The sequence below is a fragment of the Ruegeria sp. AH3 genome (assembly GCF_056536265.1).
In genome coordinates this window covers 3,049,733-3,071,003 of the sequence record NZ_JBQFJL010000001.1, presented here as the reverse complement: position 1 = coordinate 3,071,003, position 21,271 = coordinate 3,049,733, and the positions used below count along the sequence as shown (strand labels likewise).

Here is a 21,271-nt window from a genome sequence, read left to right as displayed (position 1 = left end):
CGCTGAGAGGAAATGGCAAAAGCTATGAGCGGACAAAAACCCGTGACACCTTCACCGGATGGTCTGGCGGCTTCGGTCAAAGCGGCCAAAACGCGGGGTTTGCCGCCCGTTCACCTGTGGAATCCTCCGTTTTGCGGCGATCTGGACATCAGGATCGCAAAAGATGGCTCATGGAGTTATCTAGGGTCGCCCATCAATCGGTTCGAGCTTGTTAAGCTATTTTCTTCAATTCTTAAGAAAGAAAACGACAGGTTCTACCTGGTGACCCCGGTCGAGAAGGTAGGAATCACCGTCGAAGATGCGCCGTTCATCGCCGTCGACTTCGAGCAAGACGGTGAGGACGAGGCACAATGCCTGACCTTCACGACACAGGTGGGCGACACAGCCATCGCCGGGCCCGACCACCCGATCCGCATTGTCCTCAATACGGAAACGGATGAGCCTTCACCCTATGTATTGGTTCGCGCCAACCTTGAGGCACGCATTGACCGCAAAAGCTTCTACCGTCTGGTAGAGATCGGCACCCATCACCACGGTTGGTTCGGCGTCTGGTCAGCTGGTCAGTTCTTTCCGCTGATCGCGTCTCAGGCGCTGGAAGATTGAATCGGTCTGGGCCTGCGGTCCTGTGCCAGAACCACCGCAAGTGCCACAAGCGCCGCGCCCAGAGCGCGGGTCCAATTCCAGTCCTCGCCCAGCGCCATCATGATCACCATCACGTAGAACGGCGCGATATTGATATGGAACGAGGCAAGTGCCACACCCAGCTTTCCAACCGATGCAATGAAGAAAAACTGGCTCAACCCCAGTGAGAACAGCGCATAAAACACCAACATCCCCAGCTGCGCAGTATCAACGGGACGCGTTGGCATAACCTCCAGCCCTAGAAATCCGGCGACCGATAATAGAACGACGGCGGTCGACAATCCTCCGGCCAGGGTGATGGTGCAGCGGCCCAGTTGACTAAGCTCGGGGAAATCGCGCGCCGTGGCCATGCTGGCCCAGCAGAACAACGCAGTCGAAACCACCGCGCACGCTGCGCCGAGCCCGAGTTGTGCCGGTGCCATGGCGCTGGTGGTAATCAGCCCGCCGATGATCGAAATCGCTATGCCCAGCGCAAAATTCCACCGCAATCGTCGTGTTCCTGCCGCCAGTTCCAACAGCGTAGCGATCAGAGGCGCGCAAGAGGCGATGATGGCGACAGTGACCGGGTCGGTCAGCTTCTGCGCCACGAGAATCAGGAACATCCCCGTTCCGATCCCCAAACCGCCCACAAACAGCGCATGCCCCCATCGGGCACGCAGCACGCGCGCAGGGCCATCCAGCATGAACCAGATTGGCACCATAACCAGCACCGCCAGACTCATCCGCGCCGCGAACAACGCGATAGGTGGCCAGCTTTGCAACAAAACCTCAGCGGCCGGGAAACCTGCCGCCCATGTCAGCATCGATGCCACCGCCAGCGTATTGCCGGTGAGTGCGGTCTGCCGACCGTCAGATACAGCAAGAACAGTCCCGCGCGCGGGTTCAGGGCTCATGGCCATCGTGATCGGACCTTATTGTTGGCACGGCCCTCGCAACGAGACGCCGCATGGCTCAGATGGTTCCCGATTCGAAACTCTTTATCTGGTCGATTTTCGACAAACTGTCGTTTTCAACCTCTTTCCCACGACGGTCGTGATCGCTAATCTCCGCAGCGTCAGAAACCGGACGACCCATGCCTCGATTTGCCGCTAATCTTTCGCTGCTGTTTCCTGAGTTGCCCTATCTCGACCGGTTTTCCGCCGCCGCGCAGGCCGGATTCATAGCGGTTGAAATCCTCTTCCCCTATGACGTGGCAGCCAAAGAAACCCGCCGGGCGCTGCTGGCCAACGGGCTTGATCTGGTGCTGATCAATGCCCCGCCTCCCAACTACACCGGCGGCGAGCCGGGCTATGCGGCGGTGCCGGGCGGCACTACCCGGTTTCAATCCGACATCCGTCGCGTGTTGCGCTATGCCGATATCCTGCAGCCCCGCTTTGTCCATATCATGGCCGGATATGCCTCGGGGTCCGAGGCCCAGAGCTGTTTTGTCGAGAACTTGCAATGGGCCGCGGATACCGCGCCGGATCAGCACTTCACGATCGAGCCGCTCAACCCCGTTTCGCAGCCAGATTATTTTCTGAACAATTATGATCTGGCGGCCGAGGTGCTGGATCATGTCGACCGGCCAAATATCGGGCTGCAATATGACAGTTTTCACGCCCAGATGATCCATGGCGACGCGCTGGCGATCTGGCACCGTTTTCGGCCTCAGATCGTCCATGCGCAGATCGGGGCCGCACCCGATCGCTCGGAGCCCGGACGGGGTGAAATGGATTTCCCTGCGCTGTTCGCTGCGATGGACCGTTCCGGCTATGACGGCTGGGTCAGCGCCGAATACACGCCCTCAACCCAGCGGACCGAAGCTTCGCTAGCGTGGATGCGGCAATAGCACCGGGATGAACGCTGGAAATTTGCGTCGAAATCGCGCAATTGAAGGTATCGACACGCCAAGGATATCCGTCATGATCCCCGCCCGCTTTGCCAACGCCCTGTTCGCCCTGATCATGTCCGGCCTCATGTCCTGCGTCGTCACCGGCATCGCCACGGTCAAAGCCATCGGCTTCGGCCCGTCAACGCTCGGAGACTGGATAGCCTCATGGGCGTTCTGCTGGCCCATCGCCTTTACTGTCATCCTGACGTTGGGGCCCGCCGTGAAACGCCTGATCGCACGCCTGGTCAGACCCGAAGCCTGACCCGCTGCGAAGAGGGCCCGCAGGGCCTGATGAGCAGCGCCGCCCCTAGTGCGCCTCGGCCCAGTTTGCCCCTTGCCCGGCATCAGCGACCAGTTTGATATCCAGCTTCACCGCCGGATCTGCCGCCCCCTCCATCACCGCACGCGCGACCGAGATGGTCTGATCCACGGCGTCTTCGGCCACTTCGAACAGGAGTTCGTCATGCACCTGCAGCAGCATCTTGGCTGGCAGGCCGTCGATCGCATCCGGCATCCGAACCATCGCGCGCCGGATCACATCCGCCGCCGTGCCTTGGATCGGTGCGTTGATCGCCGCCCGGCGCGAGAAACCCGCATGCGGGCCCTTGGCATTGATCTCGGGCGTATGGATTTTGCGCCCGAACAGGGTCTGCACATAGCCATTCTCTTTCGCGAATGAGATCGTGTCGTCCATATAGCGACGGATTCCGGGAAAGCGCTCGAAATAGCGGTCAATGAAGCCCTGTGCATCGGCGCGGGGGATGCGCAGATTGCGCGCAAGGCCGAAACCCGAGATGCCGTAGATCACACCAAAGTTGATCGCCTTGGCCTGTCGCCTGATCTCGGGTGTCATTTCGTCCAGCGGTACGTCGAACATCTCGGAGGCGGTCATCGCGTGAATGTCCAGCCCATCGGCGAAAGCCTGTTTCAGAGTCGGAATATCGGCAATATGCGCCAGAATCCGCAACTCGATCTGGCTATAATCCAAACTGACCAGCACATTGCCCGGTTCGGCAATAAACGCTTCACGAATACGCCGCCCTTCTTCGGTTCGAACCGGAATGTTCTGCAGGTTCGGATCGGTCGAAGCCAAACGGCCAGTATTGGCCCCGGTGATCGAATAAGACGTATGCACCCGGCCCGTATCCGGGTTGATATGGGTCTGCAGCGCGTCGGTGTAGGTCGATTTCAGCTTGGACAGCTGCCGCCAGTCCAGCACCCGGCGCGGCAGTTCATGTTCGGTGGCGAGGTCTTCAAGAATATCAGCCCCAGTCGAGTATTTCCCGGTCTTGCCCTTCTTGCCGCCCTCAAGCCCCATCTTGTCGAACAGGATCTCACCCAGCTGTGCGGGTGAACCGACATTAAAGCTCTCACCTGCCAGCTCATGGATTTCAGCCTCTAACCCGGCCATTTTCTGCGCAAACGCATTGGACATACGGCTCAGCACATCGCGGTCGACCTTGATGCCATGCATCTCCATCTCGGCCAGCACCGGCACCAAAGGGCGTTCGAGCGTTTCGTAGACGGTCGTCACCTGCACCTGATGCAATTGCGGCTTGAACAGCTTCCAAAGGCGCAGCGTGATATCCGCGTCCTCGGCGGCATAGGCTGTGGCCTCATCAATCGGCACTTTGTCAAAGGTGATCGCCGACTTACCCGAACCCAGCAGAGGCTTGATCGGGATCGGCGTGTGGCTCAGATAGCGTTCCGACAGCGTATCCATGCCGTGCCCATGTTCACCGCCATGCATCGCATAAGACATCAGCATGGTATCATCGATGGGGGTCACGTCGACGCCGTATCGCCTAATGATCTTGGCATCGTATTTCATGTTTTGCCCGATCTTCAGGATCGAGGGGTCCTCAAACATCGGTTTCAGCAATGTTAGAGCCTCATCCAGCGGCATCTGCCCCTCGGCTAGTGCGTCTGAGCCAAACAGATCATCCGTCGCACTTTCACGATGAGTCAGCGGGATGTAACAGGCTTCCCCAGCCTCCACGCACAGCGAAATCCCGACCAAATCAGCGATCATCTCGTTCAGGCCGGTGGTCTCCGTATCCACGGCGATCCAGCCCCGCTCATAAGCCTGATCGATCCACTTCTGCAGAGCGCCCGCGTCCCGCACGCATTCATATTTCGACGCATCAAACGGCAGGGCCTCAGCCTCCTCTGCCTCAGCAACCGGCGCGGGCGCGTCAGCGATCACCGGAGCCTCGGCCCCCAGCTTGTCAGCGATGCGCTTGGTGAGGGTGCGGAACTCCATCTCGGCCAGAAAGCCCAGCAGGGTTTCAGCATCGGGGTCTTTGACCTCAAGATCGTCCAGAGTGAAATCCAGCGGCGTGTTTTCATCCAACTGCACCAGCTTTTTCGACAGCTCGATCTGGCCACGCTTTTCGATCAGTGTCTGGCGACGCTTGGGCTGTTTGATCTCTTCAGCCCGATCCAGCAGCGTTTCCAGATCGCCGTATTCGTTGATCAGCAACGCAGCAGTCTTCACACCAATGCCCGGAGCGCCAGGCACGTTATCCACCGAATCCCCGGCCAGCGCCTGAACATCGACCACGCGCTCGGGACCCACACCAAATTTCTCGACCACCCCGTCGCGGTCGATGCGCTTGTTCTTCATCGCATCCAGCATTTCCACACCGCCGCCAACCAGTTGCATCAGGTCCTTGTCGGAACTGACGATGGTCACGCGCCCTCCGGCTTCGCGCGCCTGAACGGCCAGAGTGGCGATGATGTCGTCGGCCTCGTAGCCTTCCAGCTCTTTGCAGGCGATGTTGAAGGCTTTGGTCGCCTCGCGGGTCAGCGGCATCTGCGGGCGCAGGTCCTCGGGCATCGCCTCGCGGTTGGCCTTATAGAGATCGTAGAGGTCGTTGCGGAACGTGTGTGATCCCTTGTCGAAGATCACCGCCACATGGGTCGGCGCATCCGGCCCGGCATTTCCCTCGACATATTTCTGCAGCATGTTGCAAAAGCCCGATACCGCCCCAATCGGCAGCCCATCCGATTTCCGCGTCAGCGGCGGCAGCGCGTGATAGGCGCGGAAGATAAAGGCCGATCCATCAATGAGATGCAGATGGCAGCCTTTTCCGAATTGGGTCTGGGTCATACGAGGGCTCCTGCGCTGGGTTGCGCCAAGTTGTATCGAATGCGTTGACAAAAGACGAGGCCGCTCATGGCCCCATCAGTGGTCCGAAAACCTGCGCTGCGACGCGTCCCAGATCAGCCCCGATTTCTGCGCGATAACCGCAAATTGACGGCTGAGCGAGCGGTCATTCAGACGCTTGGACATGCTGCGCAGGGGGATCAGGTTCCGCTCCCCGTAGCCGTCGATCAGGAAAAAGGCCGGGGTTTCGCCGCGGACGCCATAGACAATGTTTGACCGCTTTACGTCACGCGCAACGATTTGAAGATCGAACATCTTGGCGACAAAGGCGTTCAGGTCTTCAAGGATCACGGGGGTCATCCGTTTCTGACCCGCAAGCTGGCTGAGCTTCTGCGCCAGTCCCCCCTCCGGCCCGCTGATCCGCTCGACCGCAACGCCCGGCCCTTGCGTGGTCTGCACCACGCCCAGCATACGCGACAGCGGCGAATCCTCGATCTTTGCCCCCAGCTTGAGCGACACGCGCAGCTCGCATTCGATTTCCTTTAAGGTACTGCGATAGCGCGCGCCGGGCACCAGTTTCCACGCCAAACGCTTGCCCCAGCGATGCGAGACGCGGTCCTCGGCGCGGGTAAACACCTTGATCAACAGATCGGGCTGGCCGGGAAACTCATAGACGCTGCGGACGGTGCCGTTTGCAATGGGCTGCTGGTCGGAGAGATCAATGGTCGTGGCTGCAAACAGCATCCTCTCTCCTTTCCATATAGTCGCGTGTCGGGGTCAGGCCGATCAGCCCTCATGCCCTTTCAGCACATATTTGCAGTCGCAATAGGGGCATTCGACCCAACCGGTATCTTCGGGGATCTGCAACCAGACACGCGGGTGGCCCAATGCGCCTTCGCCACCGTCACAGGCGACGCGGGAGGTTTCCACGATCTTGGTTTCCGGCGCTTCGATGGTCACGGCTGGCGATCCTTCTTCGGTTGTCGGCCTCGCGGGCATGTATTAGGTGCGTTTATGAGCGATGAGCAAACCGGGGGCAAGAGCCACATGGCCGATGCGGCAATCAGAATCGAAGGGCTGCGCAAAACCTATCGCGGCGGCAAGGGCCAACCCGAGAAACAGGCGCTGAAGGGGATCGACCTGACGATCCCGCGCGGTTCGGTCTTTGGCCTGCTGGGGCCAAACGGGGCCGGGAAATCGACCCTGATCAACATTCTTGCGGGGCTGGTGGTCAAAACCTCAGGCCAGGTTTCGATCTGGGGCTATGATCAGGATCGTAATCCGCGCCAGTCGCGCGCGGCCATCGGTGTGATGCCGCAAGAGCTGAACCTTGATCCCTTTTTCACGCCGCGCGGCGCGTTAGAAGTGCAGGCCGGCCTCTACGGTGTGCCCAATGCGGAACGCCGTAGCGACGAGATACTGGAACTGGTTGGCCTCAGCGACAAGGCCGAAGCTTATGCGCGCACACTGTCCGGCGGGATGCGGCGGCGATTGCTGCTGGCCAAGGCCCTGGTGCATCACCCGAAGATACTTGTGCTGGATGAGCCGACAGCAGGCGTGGATATCGAATTGCGCCAGATGCTCTGGGCCAATGTGCGCAAGCTGAACGAGCAAGGCATGACCATCATCCTGACCACGCATTATCTGGAAGAAGCGCAAGAGATGTGTGACGAGATCGCGATCATCAATCAGGGTGAGAAAGTGGCACAGGACAGCACCGCAAACCTGCTGGGTCGTATGGACAGCCGCACCATGGTGATCACGCCTGATAGCCCGGTTCAGAGCCTGCCCGAAACCGAAAACGTCGCCGCCTCGCTGCGCGACGATGGAGATTTGGTGCTGCAGTACCACAGCGGTAAAACCAGTGCCGAACAGGTTCTGGAGGCCGTGCGGCACGTCGGAATCCGTATCCGTGACGTCCGGACCGAAGAGGCCGATCTTGAGGATGTCTTCCTCGCGCTGACCTCAAGCCGGTCCGACAACCTGCCCGCAGATGACCCGGATCAGCCGCGCCGGGGTATCCACCGCGTCAAGCTTTAAGCCCGATCGATCCGTGCGTGATAACAATTGTTCAATGCTGAGCGGATGTGGATGTAAGCAACCTCTGCACGGGTAAAGATCGCTTCGGCAGCCTCCTGCAGTTGCGCCTGCGGCGTGATGATCCCAGTGCCATATACGATCCGGTCGTCTGAACCGTATCCCTTGATCAGGTAGTTGGGCGAATCCGTCAGCGCCTCGGGCAGGTCAGCCGACGGCTCATAGCGTTGACACGGCTCTGCACACAGAAAAATCGGTCCTGTTTCGGCATAAGGCTGTGTTCTGGGAAAGGGTCGATGGGCCAGCACCAACATCTCTTTTCCTTCCGGGATATAGGTCAGGCAATGTCGGCAAGGGTTGCCTGATCCGTTGGAAATCGCCCGCTCGGGCGGGTTTCCGTACCCATCCGGTGCTCCATCGCGATAGGCCTGAACCTGATCTGATGGAAGAGCAGAAATATTTTGCATGATATGTCTCCTTGCTGTGAGAAGATCATGCTTCTGTCAGCCCCCTGCCTTCGACCCGTTTCCTGCGCATTGCAAATACTGCAACCCTGCTCACCAAAAATGTTAGCGGTAAAGTTTTCACTACCCGCGCCGGGGTTTTGGGTCTAATTAGGCATCGAAACTCCAAACGCATTCACCGAGGCCGCTGACATGAGCGCTCAAGATACCACCCTGCGCGGGTTAGGTTTTGCATTTCTGGGATTTGCGGTCTTCGCCTCCCACGATGTGCTGATCAAAGTGCTGGGCGGCACCTATTCGGTGCTGCAGATCATCTTCTTCGCAACGCTGTTTTCCTTCGTTCCGATGGCCGTCACGATTCTGGCCGACCGGACGACCGGCAACTTTGTCCCGCGCCACCCCTGGCTGATCCTGCTCCGCTCGACGCTGATGATCACCGCGATGTCCTGCGCATTCTACGCTTTCTCGGTACTGCCCTTGGCCGAGGTCTATTCGCTGCTTTTCTCCTTTCCCCTTATCGTGACGGTTCTGTCGATCCCGATATTGGGCGAGGTCGTCCGTGCCCAGCGGTGGGCTGCTGTCGGGGTGGGCCTGATCGGCGTTCTGATCGTCCTGCGCCCGGGCGCGACCGAGATCACTCTGGGTCATATGGCGGCACTGATGGCGGCGTTCTGCAGCGCCTTCGCCTCGGTGCTTGTGCGCAAGATTGGCAATGAAGAACGTTCAGCCGTTCTGATCCTCTATCCGATGCTGTTGGCCATTGTGGCCATGAGCGTCGCGCAACCGCTGGTCTATCAACCGCCTTCGCTGCTGCATTTGGCAATGATGGCGCTGGTGGGTGTGTTTTCGGTCATCGCGCAGCATCTTATCATCCTCGCCTACCGCGCCGCGCCCGCCGGGGTTGTCGCCCCCAGCCAGTACAGTCAGATCATCTGGGCCACGATCTTCGGCGTCATCTTCTTTGGCGAGCATCCAGATATCTGGGTCGCAGTGGGTGCCAGCGTCATCATTGCATCGGGTGTCTTTGTCGTCTGGCGCGAGAGCCGGTCCAACACCACTTCGGTCAATACCCCCGTTTTGCGGGTACGATCCCCGCGTTCGGACACCGGTGCGACTCGGCCTGGAAAATAAAAACGGCGCGCCGGTTGGCACGCCGTCTTGAAACAACTCTTTCGCAGGGTCTTAGTAGACGACCACGGATCGGATGCTTTCGCCTTTGTGCATGAGGTCGAAGCCGTGGTTGATGTCGTCCAGACCCATGGTGTGGGTAATCATCGGGTCAATCTCGATCTTGCCCTCCATGTACCAGTCGACGATCTTCGGCACGTCGGTCCGGCCGCGCGCGCCGCCAAAGGCCGTGCCGCGCCATGACCGGCCGGTGACCAACTGGAACGGACGGGTCGAGATTTCCGCTCCGGCAGGGGCCACGCCGATGATGATCGACTCACCCCAGCCCTTATGAGCTGATTCCAGCGCATCACGCATCACGCCGACGTTGCCGGTGGCGTCGAAGGTGTAGTCCGCACCGCCCTTGGTCAGGTCGACCAGATAGGGCACCAGATCGCCCTCAACCTCTTTCGGGTTGACGAAATCGGTCATGCCGAACTTGGTCGCCATCTCGACCTTCGAGGGGTTCAGGTCGACGCCCACGATCTGATCCGCTCCGGCCAGACGCAGACCCTGGATCACGTTCAGGCCAATGCCGCCCAGGCCAAACACGATGGCGCGGCTGCCAATCTCCACCTTGGCGGTGTTGATCACAGCGCCGATGCCGGTGGTCACGCCACAGCCGATGTAACAGATCTTGTCGAATGGCGCGTCCTCACGCACCTTGGCCAGCGCGATTTCCGGAAGGACCGTGTGGTTCGAGAAGGTCGAGCAGCCCATGTAGTGCAGGATCGGATCGCCATCCAGGGTCGAAAAGCGCGAGGTCCCATCGGGCATTAGGCCTTGCCCCTGCGTGGTCCGGATCGCCTGGCACAGGTTGGTCTTGGGGTGCAGGCAGTATTCGCACTCGCGACATTCCGGGGTGTAGAGCGGGATGACGTGATCGCCGGGTTTCAGGCTGGTCACACCGGGGCCGACCTCAACCACCACGCCCGCACCTTCATGGCCCAGAATGGCGGGGAACAGCCCCTCGGGGTCGGCACCCGACAGGGTGAATTCATCGGTGTGACAGATGCCGGTCGCCTTGATTTCCACCAAAACCTCGCCCGCCTTGGGGCCTTCAAGGTTCACATCCATAACTTCCAAAGGTTTGCCTGCCTGAACGGCAACGGCGGCACGCGTACGCATGGTGCTTATCTCCCTGTCTAATTTGACCCGACCCTGCGTCAAATACAGGGTGTTTTCAACTGCGCTTTCGTGACAGGTTGGCTAAATCTTTGATATTGCAGAAACGACATTGCCGGAAAGAGGAACGCCAATGCGCCGATTTATTCCGATCCTGTGCCTTCTGAGCGCCTGTGCTGAGACCGCCCCAGTTGAAGACATCATTCCGACAGCCGACACCTCGCCGGTCGATCTGGCCTTTTGCAAAGGTGAGCCGTTTGCTGATGCAATCGGCCAGCCGGTTTCAGACATTCAGGCCCAACTGCCCGAGCGGTCTCGCGTGCTGGGTCCGGATGATATAGCGACACAGGATTATCGCATCGATCGATTGAATGTGTATGTGAATGGTGCTGGCGTGATCCAGAGGCTCACCTGCGGCTGACCTCATTTCCCGCGATAGACCAGGATATCTGGCAAGTAGTCGATCAGGCGCACAACCCATGAAAAGGGTGCCGGGAAATCAGTGCGAAAGCGGCGGCGCGACATGGCGCGCAGGACGCGATCGGCTGCGTCCTCGGGCGTCATCAACATCGGCATCCTGAAGCTGTTTTTATCGGTCAGACGGGTTTTGATAAAGCCAGGATTGACGATGCGCACCGTGACACCAGAGCCCGCAAGGTCGTGCCGCATGGTCTCAGCCAGTGAGATCAGCGCCGCCTTGCTGGCTCCGTATGATATTGCGTTGGGCAAGCCATGATATCCGGCCAGAGACCCGATCAGAGTGACATCTCCGCTGCCATTACGCACAAATTCAGGCACCGTTTCCCCCAGCACACGCAATGCCCCGGAATAGTTGACGTCACTAATGGCAAGTGAGGCCTCGGTATCCCAGTTCTCTGTGCGGATCGGCTCATAGACCCCAGCGTTATAAACCAGCGCATCTACCGCTCCGGCCTCGGCCACAGCCCGGCGCACAGTATTGAGGTCGGTCACATCCATCTGAATAGCGCGCGCGTTGGGCAGCGTGTTGCAAATCTCGGTCAGCCGCCCCACGTTACGGGCAGACAGGATTAGATGCGCGCCTTCGCGGCTCAACTTTTCGGCCAAGACGCGACCCAATCCTTCGCTGGCGCCGATGATCCAGTAGGTTTTTCCGTCGAAACTGCTCATATCCGGGCCATTTGTGTTCTGTTGGGAATTGTACGACCCAGTGACAATGTTGGATCACGCAGCCCCTGTGTTACGGTGCAGCATGTAACCAGACATCACAACATAGTGCAGCAGCGAAAAACTTCTAATCTGACTGATCCAGTGCCCCATATCCTGCGTATCTCATTGTAAAATGCCGAATAACGAGGATAGAATGTTCGACGAAACCCGGGGTGTACGTAAGAAAATCGCAGTCATAGGCGCAGGCATTTCAGGTCTCTCCGCAGCTTATTACCTTTCTGAAAACCACGATATCACCGTGTTCGAGGCCGAGCCTCGACTGGGCGGCCATGCCCGTACGGTCTTGGCCGGCCGCAATGGCGATCAGCCCGTCGACACCGGGTTCATCGTCTTCAACTATGTCACCTACCCCTATCTGACCCGGTTGTTCGATGAACTGAACGTGCCGGTCACCAAAAGCGAAATGAGTTTCGGGGCCACCATCGATAACGGCCGAATCGAATACGGGCTGAACAACCTGCGCACTCTGACCGCGCAGAAACGCAATCTAGCCCGTCCAGCCTATTACAAAATGATCGCCGACATCCTGCGCTTTGGCAAAGAGGCCCCCGAAGCCGCGCAGGACGATGACACCACGATCGGAGAGTTGGTGGATCAGCTGCGCCTCGGCCATTGGTTCCGGCATAATTATCTGATGCCCATGTGCGGCGCGATCTGGTCAACGCCGGTTGAGTTCGTCGATCAGTTCCCTGCCCGCTCGCTGGTACAGTTCTTTCGCAACCACGCACTGCTGGCCTCGGGCCGGGCCAATCAGCACCAATGGTACACGGTGAAGGGCGGCAGCATCGAATATGTGCGCCGGATCGATGCCGCGTTGCGCGCACGTGGCTGTGACATTCGTCTGGCCTCGCCCGTTCAGCGGATCGAACGGCATGATCTGGGCGTTACCGTACATGCGAGCGGCGAAACCGATTTGTTTGACGAGATCATTCTGGCTACCCATTCCGATCAGTCCCTCGCCATTCTTGGTGATGCAGCGACCGAAGGTGAGAAAGTGGCGCTGGGTGCGATCAAATATCAACCAAACAAAGCCATCCTTCACTGCGATCCCCGTCAGATGCCCCGTCGGCGTGCCTGCTGGTCCAGTTGGACCTACAGGTCGCAAAAGGGCAATGTTGGGGTCACATATTGGATGAATCGGCTTCAGAACATCCCCGACAGCGACCCGCTGTTTGTGACGCTGAACGCCGCCTCAGATATTCCTGCGGACAAAGTCTATGATGAAGTCGAATTCGCCCATCCGGTGTTCGACAAAGCCGCCCTGCGAGCTCAAGCGCAAATCCGCGGGATGCAGGGGCAGAACCGAACCTGGTTTGCTGGTGCTTACAACCGGCACGGTTTTCACGAAGACGGGATTGCCAGTGCGATGCATGTCGTTGAGCGCATCACCGGCATCCCGCAGATTATCGGAGCTGACAATGGCGTTTCTGAGAATGATCAGGCCGTTCCTGCCTCGGCTTAACGCTGGCGCGGCGCTGGTATCGCTGATGCTGCTGATACCCGGAGGGCTGGCAGCCTCGCCCGTGTTTGGCGTTCTCAACAATGTCGAGTTGCGCGGCACGGCAACCTACCGCTATCTGGGTTTCCCGCTTTATGATGCACAGCTGTTTACGCAAGGCGGTGCACCATTAAATTGGAATCAGGATTTCGGACTGGAGCTGCGCTATCGCCTAAATGTGACCAAGAAGGCGCTGATAAACTCGACACTGGACGAGATGAAGCGGATCGGGCGCGCTGCCCCGATACGTGATCAGCTTGAGACCTGCTTTGCCCCTGTTTCAAAGGGTGATCGTTTTCTGGCGGTGTCGGACGGTCCGAACAAGGTCGAGTTCTGGCTGAACGGTCGCAAAACCTGCTCCATGTCTTATCCGGACATCAAACGCAGTTTTATGTCGATCTTTCTGGGCGAAAACACCCGTTCTGCAGCCTTTACGCAGGCGTTACGAGGGAACTGATGCTGTATCCGAGGGTCAGCCTCTACGCGCTGATGCTTGCTGCGGCGGGTATCCCGCTTTACATCCATCTGCCGCGTTTTGCAGCGGTCAATCTGGGCATCGGGCTTGGGGTGATCGGCACCGTGTTGCTGGTCATCCGTCTGGTCGATCTGGTGCAGGACCCGCTGATTGGCTGGGCGATTGACCGCTGGCCCGGCGGGCAGATCCTGTTCGCCGCCACCGCCGCACTGGGTCTTGCGATCGGGTTTCCCTTGTTGTTCGGGCTGCCTGAAGGGGCCGGTATAACCTTGTTAGTGTCTATTTTGATCCTGTTGTTCTCAGCCTACAGCCTAGGAACCATCCTGCTTTATGGACGCAGCGCAACGCTTGCGAAACAGGCCACCTCAAAAGAGCTGATGCGACTGGCCGCCTTCCGAGAGGGCGGGCAACTGACCGGCGTCGTCATCGCCGCCGCCGCACCCGCCTTATTCGTCGCGCTTGGTGCTGGGGCGCAGGGGTACCCGGCCTTCGGGCTATTCCTTGGAGTTCTGGCCGTAATGACTCTGGCGGTGACTTTGCCGATGTGGCGGCGAAGGCCGATCACCGGGCAGGCGCTGTCATTTGCCGGGCTGGGACAAGCGGGGGCGCTACGGTTGCTGGCTCTGGCGCTGGTCAACAGCCTGCCGGTTGCGATCACCTCGACCCTGTTTCTGTTCTTTGTCGAAGACCGACTTCAACTGCCGGGCAAGGCCGGGCCACTGCTGATCCTGTTCTTCCTCAGCGCGGGACTTAGCGTGCCGTTCTGGGCAAAGCTCAGCAACCGAATTGGCCTTAAACAGACTCTGATAATCGCGATGCCACTGGCCATTCTCGGCTTTGTCGGCGCCGCCCTTCTGACCCCAGGAAATCTGGCTGGATTCGCGATCATCTGCCTTGCATCCGGCGCCGCCTTGGGTGCGGACATGGTTGTCCTACCCGCCATGTTCTCGGTCGTTCTGACACGGGCTGGGCTGAACGCCTCTGCCGCCTTTGGCATTTGGTCCTTCGCAGGCAAGCTGGGTCTAGCTCTGGCTGCCTTTTTCACGCTGCCACTGCTGGAACGCAGCGGCTTTACACCCGGACAGGCCAATTCGGCTCAGGCTTTGAACACACTCACCCTCGCCTATGCTGTGCTGCCCTGCATCTTGAAACTCGGAGCGTTTGGCTTGGTCCTGACTCTCCCGACAGAGGTCTCTGCCAAATGAAAACGCTCCTGTTCTGTCTGCTCGCCATTTTTGCGGTGTTCGCCGTGAAGAACCGTTTCCTCAGCTTCCGGTCTCAATCACCTTCGGACTACAGCGGCACCGGGCCTGAGTTTTCGCTGAAGAAGAACCTGAATGGAGAGATCCTGTCCGAAGGGCTGATCTATGGCCCGAATGGCAAGATGTCGAACAGCTTTGTCGCGCGCATGGTCGGCGAATGGGACGGCAATACCGGGACGCTGTCCGAGTATTTCACCTATTCCAACGGCAAACAAATGACCCGCAAATGGTATCTGACGTTGGGCACGGGCAACACGTTTACCGCGACAGCGGATGATATCGTGGGCGAGGGCAAAGGCGTGATCTCGGGCGCAACCGTAAAACTGACCTATCGCATCATCCTGCCCGAAGATGCGGGCGGACATACACTGGATGTAACCGACTGGATGTATCTGACGGAAAACGGGGTGATCATGAACCGGTCCGAGATGCGTAAGTTCGGGATCAAGGTTGCCGAGCTGGTCGCCACGATGCGCCCCGCGCCCAAGGTGAAGTCGGCCCATCTGCATGGCGCAAACGGTCACGATGCAGACTCTGAGCTGAGGGTTTTACAATGATCGCTCGCCGAACCCTTGTCGCGGTCGTCGCGATCGCGGGGCTGGCGATGCTCACCGCATGCTCGGCCAAACCACGTATACCAAAAACGTTTCTGTCAGATCGCCAGTTGAACCTTGAAGAGTTCTTCGAAGGTAAGACCGTCGCTTATGGTCAGTTTCAGGATGTGCTGGGTAATGTCCCGCGTCGCTTTCAGGTCGACATTGACGGCACATGGGACGGAGAGACTCTGACGCTAGTTGAAGATTTCGTCTATGACGACGGTGCGACCGAGCAACGGATCTGGACCCTCACCAAGACCGGCGAAGACACCTGGACGGGCACCGCTCCCGGTGTGCTGGGCACAGCCAGCGGAGTCGAAAGGGGCGATACGTTTAACTGGAAGTACAAAATCGACCTGCCCGTCAAAGATGGCACCATGCGAGTCAATTTCGATGACTGGATGTGGCTGTTATCCGATGATCGGCTGCTGAACCGAGCCTATGTTTCGCGTTTTGGTGTAAGGCTGGGTGAGGTCATTTTGTACTTCGAGAAGAAGTAGTCACCCCGCCAGCGCAGCCAGCGGGGCGAAAGAGTATCAGACGGTTCCGCCCAGACTACCTTCAAGCTCGACCATCTCCTGACCACCGGCCATCAGGTCCTGCAGCTCTTCCGGGGTGATTTGACCTCGCTGCGCCGTACCCAGCGTCTGGCCGCGATTGAGAACCGTGAACCGGTCACCCACCGCCAGCGCATGGCGGACGTTATGGGTGATAAAGACCACCGCGATCCCCTGCTTACGCACCTTGTCGATGGTTGCCAACACATTGGCTGTTTGGCGCACACCAAGGGCCGAGGTCGGTTCGTCCAGAATCAGCACCTTGGCCCCGAAATGTACCGCCCGTGCGATGGCAACAGTCTGGCGTTCACCACCCGATAGCGTGCCAACCGCCTGATCGGGTCCGCGCAGGTTGATACCCATCTTCTTCATTTCTTCCATCGTGACATTGTTTGCATAGTCATGGTCGAAGAAATTGATCGGTCCAACTTTCTTCACCGGCTCATTGCCCATGAAGAAATTGCGCGAGACCGACATCAGAGGGATCATGGCAAGATGCTGGTGCACCGTCGCAATCCCGGCCTCAATCGCATCGCGCGGGTCGGTGAAGTGCATGGGTTTGCCTTCAAACAGGATCTCTCCATGCGTGGGTTGGTGAACACCCGACATGGTTTTGATGAAGGTCGACTTACCCGCGCCGTTGTCACCGAGAAGACAGTGGCATTCACCGGGGAACACATCGACCGAGACCCCCGCCAGCGCAATTACGCTGCCGAAATGCTTTTCGATATTCTTCATCTGGATGATGGGTGCATGTTCGGGATTCATATCAACGCTCCCCCGTGATGATGCGGCGGATATAGGTGTTGAGGATCACAGCCCCCAGCAGGATCACGCCCAGGAACACGCGGAATAGCGAGCTTTCGACGCCGGCAAAGAACAGACCCTGTTGCACCACGCCGAAGATCAACGCACCCAGCGCCGCACCCAATACCGAGCCGTAACCGCCGGTCAGAAGCGCGCCGCCGATGACCACGGCGATGATCGCCTCAAACTCTTTCAGCAGGCCCCGGTCGGCACCGGCCGATCCGAACTCCATCACCTGACAGACAGCGAAGACCGTGGCGCAGAAGGCGGTGAACATGAACATCAGGATCTTGACCCGGTTCACAGGCACACCCGAGTTACGAGCGGCCTCGGCATCGCCGCCCGACGCGAAGATCCAGTTCCCGAACCGGGTCTTGGTCAGCAGCACATGGCCAAAGATGATCAATGCGATGGCCCAAACAATCAGCATTGGCACGCCGTCCACCACCGGCTGACCCTGTCGCGTGCCACGTTCGAACACCGCTATGATCCCAGCGTCGCCCAGCCACTGGAACAGGCCCTGCAGGATTTTGCCACCGAAGATCGGAGCCAGCCAGTCGCCCTCGGCTGCGTCTTTGACGCCGCCAATGATGGTTTTGCGCTCGATTACCTGCGGCAGGAAGATGGTGAAACCGCGCAAGATGAACAGGAAAGCCAACGTCACGATAAAGCTGGGCAAACCGGTCCGGATCACGATCCAGCCGTTAAGCGCTCCGATCGCGACGGCCATGGCGAAGGTGACAAGGATGGCCATCCAGACCGGCCAGCTGAGCGTGACCGAGAAGATGGCGATCATCATACCGGAGAAGCCGATCATCGAGCCGACGGACAGGTCAAACTCACCAGCGATCATCAGAAGGCACGCGCCCACGGCGATGATCATGAACTGTGCTGAGACAACCGACCAGTTCATCATGCCTTGTGCGTTGAACATGCCGCTGTCGAAAGCGAACAGCAGGAAGAAGGTGAATACGGCAACGGTGCCGACCATCCCGCCAAGCTCGGGCCGGATCAAGGCCTTGCGCAGCGGAGAGATCTCTTTGATCCGTTCGTCGGTTAAAGTGGTGTTTTGAGCAGACTCGCCCATGAGAGCGCTCCTCCGATAAAAACAGTGATTTTGAGTCAGAAAGCTGTCGGCGGGCGCCCTGCGTCAGGACGTCCGCGCTTCAAGAATTAGCGGTACTCGCCAGCGAATTCTTCGATCTTGGTCAGGCCATCAGCGGTTACGAAACCGGGACCCGAGTTGATGTTGTTGCCAGGCAGAACGCCGTAACGGTGGTAATTTGTCATGACAACAACCGGCAGATAGGCCTGCAGGAAGGGTTGCTGATCAATGCCCCACTGGATCACGCCGGATTTGATGCCTTTGACGATCTCACCACCCAGATCGAAGGTGCCGAAATAGATGTCACCGGCCATGCCGTTTTCTTCCAGAGCCAGAATCGTCGGATCAGCCGAGGTCGGACCCAGTGTCAGAACCGCATCCGTATCCGGGTTTGCCGACAGATAGGCCAGCACACGGTTTTTGATCTCAGCAGGGTCCTGACCAGCGTCGATCATCTGATCCCCCAGTTCGATCCCCAGACCATCCGCAAAGCCCTGGCAACGTTCCTGGCTGGAGGGCTGAACGATATAGTGGTTCACGCACAGGAATGATCCGATGCCATCGCCCTTGGCCCGCTGGCCTGCTGCGAATCCGGCATCATATTCAGGCTGACCCACATACATCAGAGCACCAACTTCACGAGCCTGATCCGGAGTACCGGTGTTCATGATGATCACGTCAACACCTGCATCCACGGCTGATTTGATCGGGCCGCTCAGCACATCATAGTCCGCCAGCGTGGTGATGATCCCGTTTGGACCCGAAGCCGCCGCCTGATCGATGATCCGCGCCATGTCAGCCAGATCGCCAGTGGGCGGGTTGCGGTATTCAACCTCAACACCCATTTGTTCGCCCGCCAGCGCGATGCCGTTCTTGATGGTGTTCCACCAGCTGTCGCTGTCCGGTGCGTGGCTGACCAGAATGTATTTCTCACCTTCCGCCGCAGCGCTTGTGGCTGCGATCAGCGGCGTCGCAGCAACCACGGCCGCCAGCGCCAGCTTCTTCGTCAGTGAAGTCATGATGTCCTCCCAAAACTCATATTATCGCGGATTGAGGCTGTCCTTCGCACCTCTCCGAGTCGTGTTAGAACATATCTGCTTAAATTTTGCAACCGGTTGCAAACAGCATCTGAAGTGTTTCATACTGTATCTGCCAGAGAATACAGGTAAAAGGACTGCCACTAAACGCAGGAAGGTCGGACGGGTCATGGCTGTCACATTGAAAGAGGTTGCAGAACGCGCGGGCGTATCACGCTCGGCTGTGTCGCGCACTTTCACCGATGGGGCCTCGGTTTCCGACAAGATGCGCCGCAAGGTCGAGAAGGCCGCGCGAGAGCTGGGATACAGCCCAAATGCGCTGGCCTCATCGCTGACAACGGGACGGACCAAGTTGATCGGGCTGGTGTCGAATAACTTCCACAACCCGATCTTTCTTGAAGTTTTCGACCTCTTTACCCGCGGTTTGCAGGACCGCGGCTTACGCCCGCTGCTGGTGAACCTGACCGACGAAGTTGAACCCGAGAATTCGGTACGAATGCTGCGCCAATATTCAGTCGATGGCGTTGTTGTTGCGTCGTCGACATTGCCGCCGGGCTTTGCCAAAGCGTTTCGCGATGCGGGCGTGCCAGTGGTGCACAGCTTTGGCCGATCCTCCTCTTCGCCACAGGTTCATGTGGTCGGGATCGACAACGTGGAATGCGGACGCATGGCGGCCCGCCAGCTGGTCGCGCGTGGTTATAAAACAGTGGCCTTTCTCGGCGGGCCTGAGGCGGCGACCTCGACCCAGGATCGCCATGCGGGATTCATGTCGGAAATGGCGTTGCACCCGCAGATCGACGTGACCTGTTCGTTTGCCGAGGCCTACTCGTTCGATGCAGGCCGCAAGGAAATGCTGTGCCTGTTGAAATCAAAACGGGCCGAGGCCTATTTCTGCGGCGACGACGTTTTGTCCATCGGGGCCCTGTCGGCGATTTTAGACAGTGGCCTGAAGGTACCCGAAGATATCGGTGTCATCGGCCTGAACGATATGGAGATGGCGCGATGGGAGAATATCGATCTCACCACCATCCATCAGCCGATCCGGCAAATCGTCAGTTCTTCGATCGAGCTGATGGTGGCAACGCTGAACGAACCCGACCGGTATCCCGAGGCACGGATATTCCCATGCTCGGTGGTGGAACGGGGCACATTGCGCCCCGTATCTGAGAGTTAACGGAACATCGGCGGTCGCGCGTCCATCCAAGCACTGCCCTGCTTTGCGGACTCGACCGCTGTATGCACCGCCGCCATCGATCGCACACCGTCTGCCGCATTGGGCAGCCCGTCGCGGGTTTCCCCGGCAATGGCGTCCGCCAGATCGCAATAGATGTTCGCTACCGCCAGCGGGAACCCTTCGGGATGCGCAATCGCCACACGGCTGAGGCGTTGCGCATCTTCGTGCAGCCCACCCTCGCCTTTTTCGATGATCTGCAAGCGCCCACCAACGGGTGTATAGATCAGCTGGTTCGGTTGCTCGGACGCCCAGCGCAGGCCGCCGGTTTCTCCGAAAACCTGAATATCGAACCCGTGCTGGCGACCGATGGCCACCGAAGACGTCCATAGCCGGCCAACGGCGCCTTTGGCCGTGCGGAAGTTGACCATGGCATCATCTTCAAGCTCACGGCTGCCAATGGTTGAGGCAAAATCTGCGGACAGGGTCTCAACCTCGTCATCCGCAATGAACCCGGCCATGTGCATCGCGTGAATCCCGCAATCAGCGAACTGGCCGGAAACACCCGCCATCGCCGGGTCATAGCGCCAGCGGACGCGAGGATTGTCGGCGTCTGTCGCGTCTCCGTGATGGCCGTGACTGAAGTTGGTGACGACCAGACGGACCTTGCCGATCTCACCTGCACGCACCATAGCGCGGGCCTGCCGCACCATGGGATAAGCGGAATAGCAGTAGTTGACCGCGCAAATCTTGCCGGATTTCTCAGCGACATTGACGATCTCTTCACCCTCTTCCACCGTCATGGTCATGGGCTTTTCGCACAGCACATTGAACCCGGCCTCAAGGAACGCTTTGGTGATCTCGAAATGCGTCGCATTCGGCGTGGCCACCGTAACCAGATCAATCCGATCATCGCGGCCACGTTCACCTTCCAGCATCTCGGTCCAATCGCCATAGGCCCGGTCCGCCGCGATGCCCAACCGTTGCGCATACTCGCGACCAACATCAGGCCGGTGATCCAAGGCCCCAGCAGTGAATTGGAAATGCCCATCTGCCAGCGCCCCCAATCGGTGCGCTGGTCCGATCTGGCTGCCTTCTCCGCCGCCGATCATGCCCCATTTCAGCTTGGTCATGGTCTGG

The 21,271-nt window shown here is 58.8% G+C and carries 23 protein-coding genes; 12 read left to right on the top strand and 11 right to left on the bottom strand.

Features of this window, described 5'->3' with window-relative positions; translation table 11 throughout:
- Positions 1-24: 24 nt before the first annotated feature.
- Positions 25-603 (top strand): DUF1285 domain-containing protein, encoded by a 579-nt coding sequence (locus ACR3EM_RS15410; protein WP_480471518.1) that lies wholly within the window; start codon positions 25-27, stop codon positions 601-603.
- Here ACR3EM_RS15410 and ACR3EM_RS15405 read toward each other — a convergent pair.
- On the bottom strand, positions 585-1,541 hold the full coding sequence (locus ACR3EM_RS15405) for a DMT family transporter (protein WP_480471517.1): 957 nt from the start codon (positions 1,539-1,541) through the stop codon (positions 585-587). The two genes, ACR3EM_RS15410 and ACR3EM_RS15405, sit on opposite strands and share 19 nt — an antisense overlap.
- A 173-nt stretch (positions 1,542-1,714) precedes the next feature.
- Here ACR3EM_RS15405 and ACR3EM_RS15400 point away from each other — a divergent pair, with 173 nt between their 5' ends.
- Both ACR3EM_RS15400 and ACR3EM_RS15395 read left to right on the top strand, forming a co-directional pair.
- Positions 1,715-2,470, top strand: a complete 756-nt coding sequence (locus ACR3EM_RS15400; RefSeq protein ID WP_480471516.1) for a hydroxypyruvate isomerase family protein — start codon at positions 1,715-1,717, stop codon at positions 2,468-2,470.
- A gap of 73 nt (positions 2,471-2,543) precedes the next feature.
- Complete coding sequence (locus ACR3EM_RS15395) at positions 2,544-2,774, top strand: DUF2798 domain-containing protein (RefSeq protein ID WP_480471515.1); 231 nt, start codon at positions 2,544-2,546, stop codon at positions 2,772-2,774.
- 45 nt (positions 2,775-2,819) lie between these two features.
- Here ACR3EM_RS15395 and polA read toward each other — a convergent pair whose 3' ends face one another.
- The 3 genes from polA to ACR3EM_RS15380 all read right to left on the bottom strand — a co-directional run bounded on the left by polA (position 2,820) and on the right by ACR3EM_RS15380 (position 6,581).
- Entirely contained in the window at positions 2,820-5,624 is a 2,805-nt protein-coding gene (polA, locus tag ACR3EM_RS15390) for a DNA polymerase I (RefSeq protein WP_480471514.1), read from the bottom strand.
- 75 nt (positions 5,625-5,699) lie between these two features.
- Positions 5,700-6,365, bottom strand: a complete 666-nt coding sequence (locus ACR3EM_RS15385) for a YrbL family protein (protein WP_480471513.1) — start codon at positions 6,363-6,365, stop codon at positions 5,700-5,702.
- A gap of 42 nt (positions 6,366-6,407) precedes the next feature.
- Positions 6,408-6,581, bottom strand: coding sequence for a zinc-finger domain-containing protein (locus ACR3EM_RS15380; protein ID WP_480471943.1), 174 nt, complete (start codon positions 6,579-6,581; stop codon positions 6,408-6,410).
- A gap of 87 nt (positions 6,582-6,668) precedes the next feature.
- Here ACR3EM_RS15380 and ACR3EM_RS15375 point away from each other — a divergent pair, with 87 nt between their 5' ends.
- The gene (locus ACR3EM_RS15375; RefSeq protein ID WP_480471942.1) at positions 6,669-7,661 is read left to right on the top strand and encodes an ABC transporter ATP-binding protein; all 993 of its coding nucleotides are present in this window, start codon (positions 6,669-6,671) and stop codon (positions 7,659-7,661) included.
- Here ACR3EM_RS15375 and ACR3EM_RS15370 read toward each other — a convergent pair.
- Positions 7,658-8,125, bottom strand: coding sequence for a DUF1203 domain-containing protein (locus ACR3EM_RS15370; protein WP_480471512.1), 468 nt, complete (start codon positions 8,123-8,125; stop codon positions 7,658-7,660). The genes ACR3EM_RS15375 and ACR3EM_RS15370 overlap by 4 nt on opposite strands.
- A gap of 189 nt (positions 8,126-8,314) precedes the next feature.
- Here ACR3EM_RS15370 and ACR3EM_RS15365 point away from each other — a divergent pair, with 189 nt between their 5' ends.
- Positions 8,315-9,253, top strand: coding sequence for a DMT family transporter (locus ACR3EM_RS15365; protein ID WP_480471511.1), 939 nt, complete (start codon positions 8,315-8,317; stop codon positions 9,251-9,253).
- A 51-nt stretch (positions 9,254-9,304) separates the two neighbouring features.
- On the opposite strand, the gene ACR3EM_RS15360 is transcribed toward ACR3EM_RS15365, so the two are convergent.
- Entirely contained in the window at positions 9,305-10,417 is a 1,113-nt protein-coding gene (locus tag ACR3EM_RS15360) for an S-(hydroxymethyl)glutathione dehydrogenase/class III alcohol dehydrogenase (RefSeq protein ID WP_480471510.1), read from the bottom strand.
- A 130-nt stretch (positions 10,418-10,547) separates the two neighbouring features.
- Between ACR3EM_RS15360 and ACR3EM_RS15355 the strand changes: the two genes are divergently transcribed.
- Entirely contained in the window at positions 10,548-10,835 is a 288-nt protein-coding gene (locus tag ACR3EM_RS15355; protein WP_480471509.1) for an I78 family peptidase inhibitor, read from the top strand.
- 2 nt (positions 10,836-10,837) lie between these two features.
- Here the strand turns inward: ACR3EM_RS15355 and ACR3EM_RS15350 are convergent, their stop codons facing one another.
- Positions 10,838-11,563, bottom strand: a complete 726-nt coding sequence (locus ACR3EM_RS15350; protein ID WP_480471508.1) for an SDR family NAD(P)-dependent oxidoreductase — start codon at positions 11,561-11,563, stop codon at positions 10,838-10,840.
- Between the two features lie 193 nt (positions 11,564-11,756).
- Here ACR3EM_RS15350 and ACR3EM_RS15345 point away from each other — a divergent pair, with 193 nt between their 5' ends.
- Genes ACR3EM_RS15345 through ACR3EM_RS15325 form a run of 5 tightly spaced genes read left to right on the top strand, consistent with a single transcriptional unit; the run spans position 11,757 to position 15,954 of the window.
- Positions 11,757-13,085, top strand: a complete 1,329-nt coding sequence (locus ACR3EM_RS15345; protein ID WP_480471507.1) for an NAD(P)/FAD-dependent oxidoreductase — start codon at positions 11,757-11,759, stop codon at positions 13,083-13,085.
- Positions 13,042-13,578, top strand: coding sequence for a chalcone isomerase family protein (locus tag ACR3EM_RS15340; RefSeq protein WP_480471506.1), 537 nt, complete (start codon positions 13,042-13,044; stop codon positions 13,576-13,578). Before ACR3EM_RS15345 ends, ACR3EM_RS15340 begins: the two co-directional genes overlap by 44 nt.
- Positions 13,578-14,801 (top strand): MFS transporter, encoded by a 1,224-nt coding sequence (locus ACR3EM_RS15335; protein WP_480471505.1) that lies wholly within the window; start codon positions 13,578-13,580, stop codon positions 14,799-14,801. The genes ACR3EM_RS15340 and ACR3EM_RS15335 overlap by 1 nt, the downstream gene beginning before the upstream one ends.
- Positions 14,798-15,415 carry a DUF3833 domain-containing protein gene (locus ACR3EM_RS15330; protein WP_480471504.1) on the top strand — a complete coding sequence of 206 codons (618 nt, stop codon included), beginning with the start codon at positions 14,798-14,800 and terminating at the stop codon, positions 15,413-15,415. Before ACR3EM_RS15335 ends, ACR3EM_RS15330 begins: the two co-directional genes overlap by 4 nt.
- Positions 15,412-15,954: a DUF3833 domain-containing protein gene (locus ACR3EM_RS15325; RefSeq protein ID WP_480471503.1), complete on the top strand. Its 543-nt coding sequence runs from the start codon at positions 15,412-15,414 to the stop codon at positions 15,952-15,954. The genes ACR3EM_RS15330 and ACR3EM_RS15325 overlap by 4 nt, the downstream gene beginning before the upstream one ends.
- Positions 15,955-15,990: 36 nt before the next feature.
- On the opposite strand, the gene ACR3EM_RS15320 is transcribed toward ACR3EM_RS15325, so the two are convergent.
- From ACR3EM_RS15320 to ACR3EM_RS15310, 3 genes are all read right to left on the bottom strand, one after another.
- The gene (locus tag ACR3EM_RS15320) at positions 15,991-16,779 is read right to left on the bottom strand and encodes an ATP-binding cassette domain-containing protein (protein WP_480471502.1); all 789 of its coding nucleotides are present in this window, start codon (positions 16,777-16,779) and stop codon (positions 15,991-15,993) included.
- Between the two features lies 1 nt (position 16,780).
- Entirely contained in the window at positions 16,781-17,905 is a 1,125-nt protein-coding gene (locus ACR3EM_RS15315; protein ID WP_480471501.1) for an ABC transporter permease, read from the bottom strand.
- A gap of 86 nt (positions 17,906-17,991) precedes the next feature.
- The gene (locus tag ACR3EM_RS15310; protein WP_480471500.1) at positions 17,992-18,942 is read right to left on the bottom strand and encodes a sugar ABC transporter substrate-binding protein; all 951 of its coding nucleotides are present in this window, start codon (positions 18,940-18,942) and stop codon (positions 17,992-17,994) included.
- A gap of 187 nt (positions 18,943-19,129) precedes the next feature.
- Here ACR3EM_RS15310 and ACR3EM_RS15305 point away from each other — a divergent pair, with 187 nt between their 5' ends.
- The gene (locus ACR3EM_RS15305; RefSeq protein ID WP_480471499.1) at positions 19,130-20,134 is read left to right on the top strand and encodes a LacI family DNA-binding transcriptional regulator; all 1,005 of its coding nucleotides are present in this window, start codon (positions 19,130-19,132) and stop codon (positions 20,132-20,134) included.
- Here the strand turns inward: ACR3EM_RS15305 and ACR3EM_RS15300 are convergent.
- The gene (locus ACR3EM_RS15300; protein ID WP_480471498.1) at positions 20,131-21,264 is read right to left on the bottom strand and encodes a Gfo/Idh/MocA family protein; all 1,134 of its coding nucleotides are present in this window, start codon (positions 21,262-21,264) and stop codon (positions 20,131-20,133) included. The two genes, ACR3EM_RS15305 and ACR3EM_RS15300, sit on opposite strands and share 4 nt — an antisense overlap.
- Between the last annotated feature and the right edge of the window lie 7 nt (positions 21,265-21,271).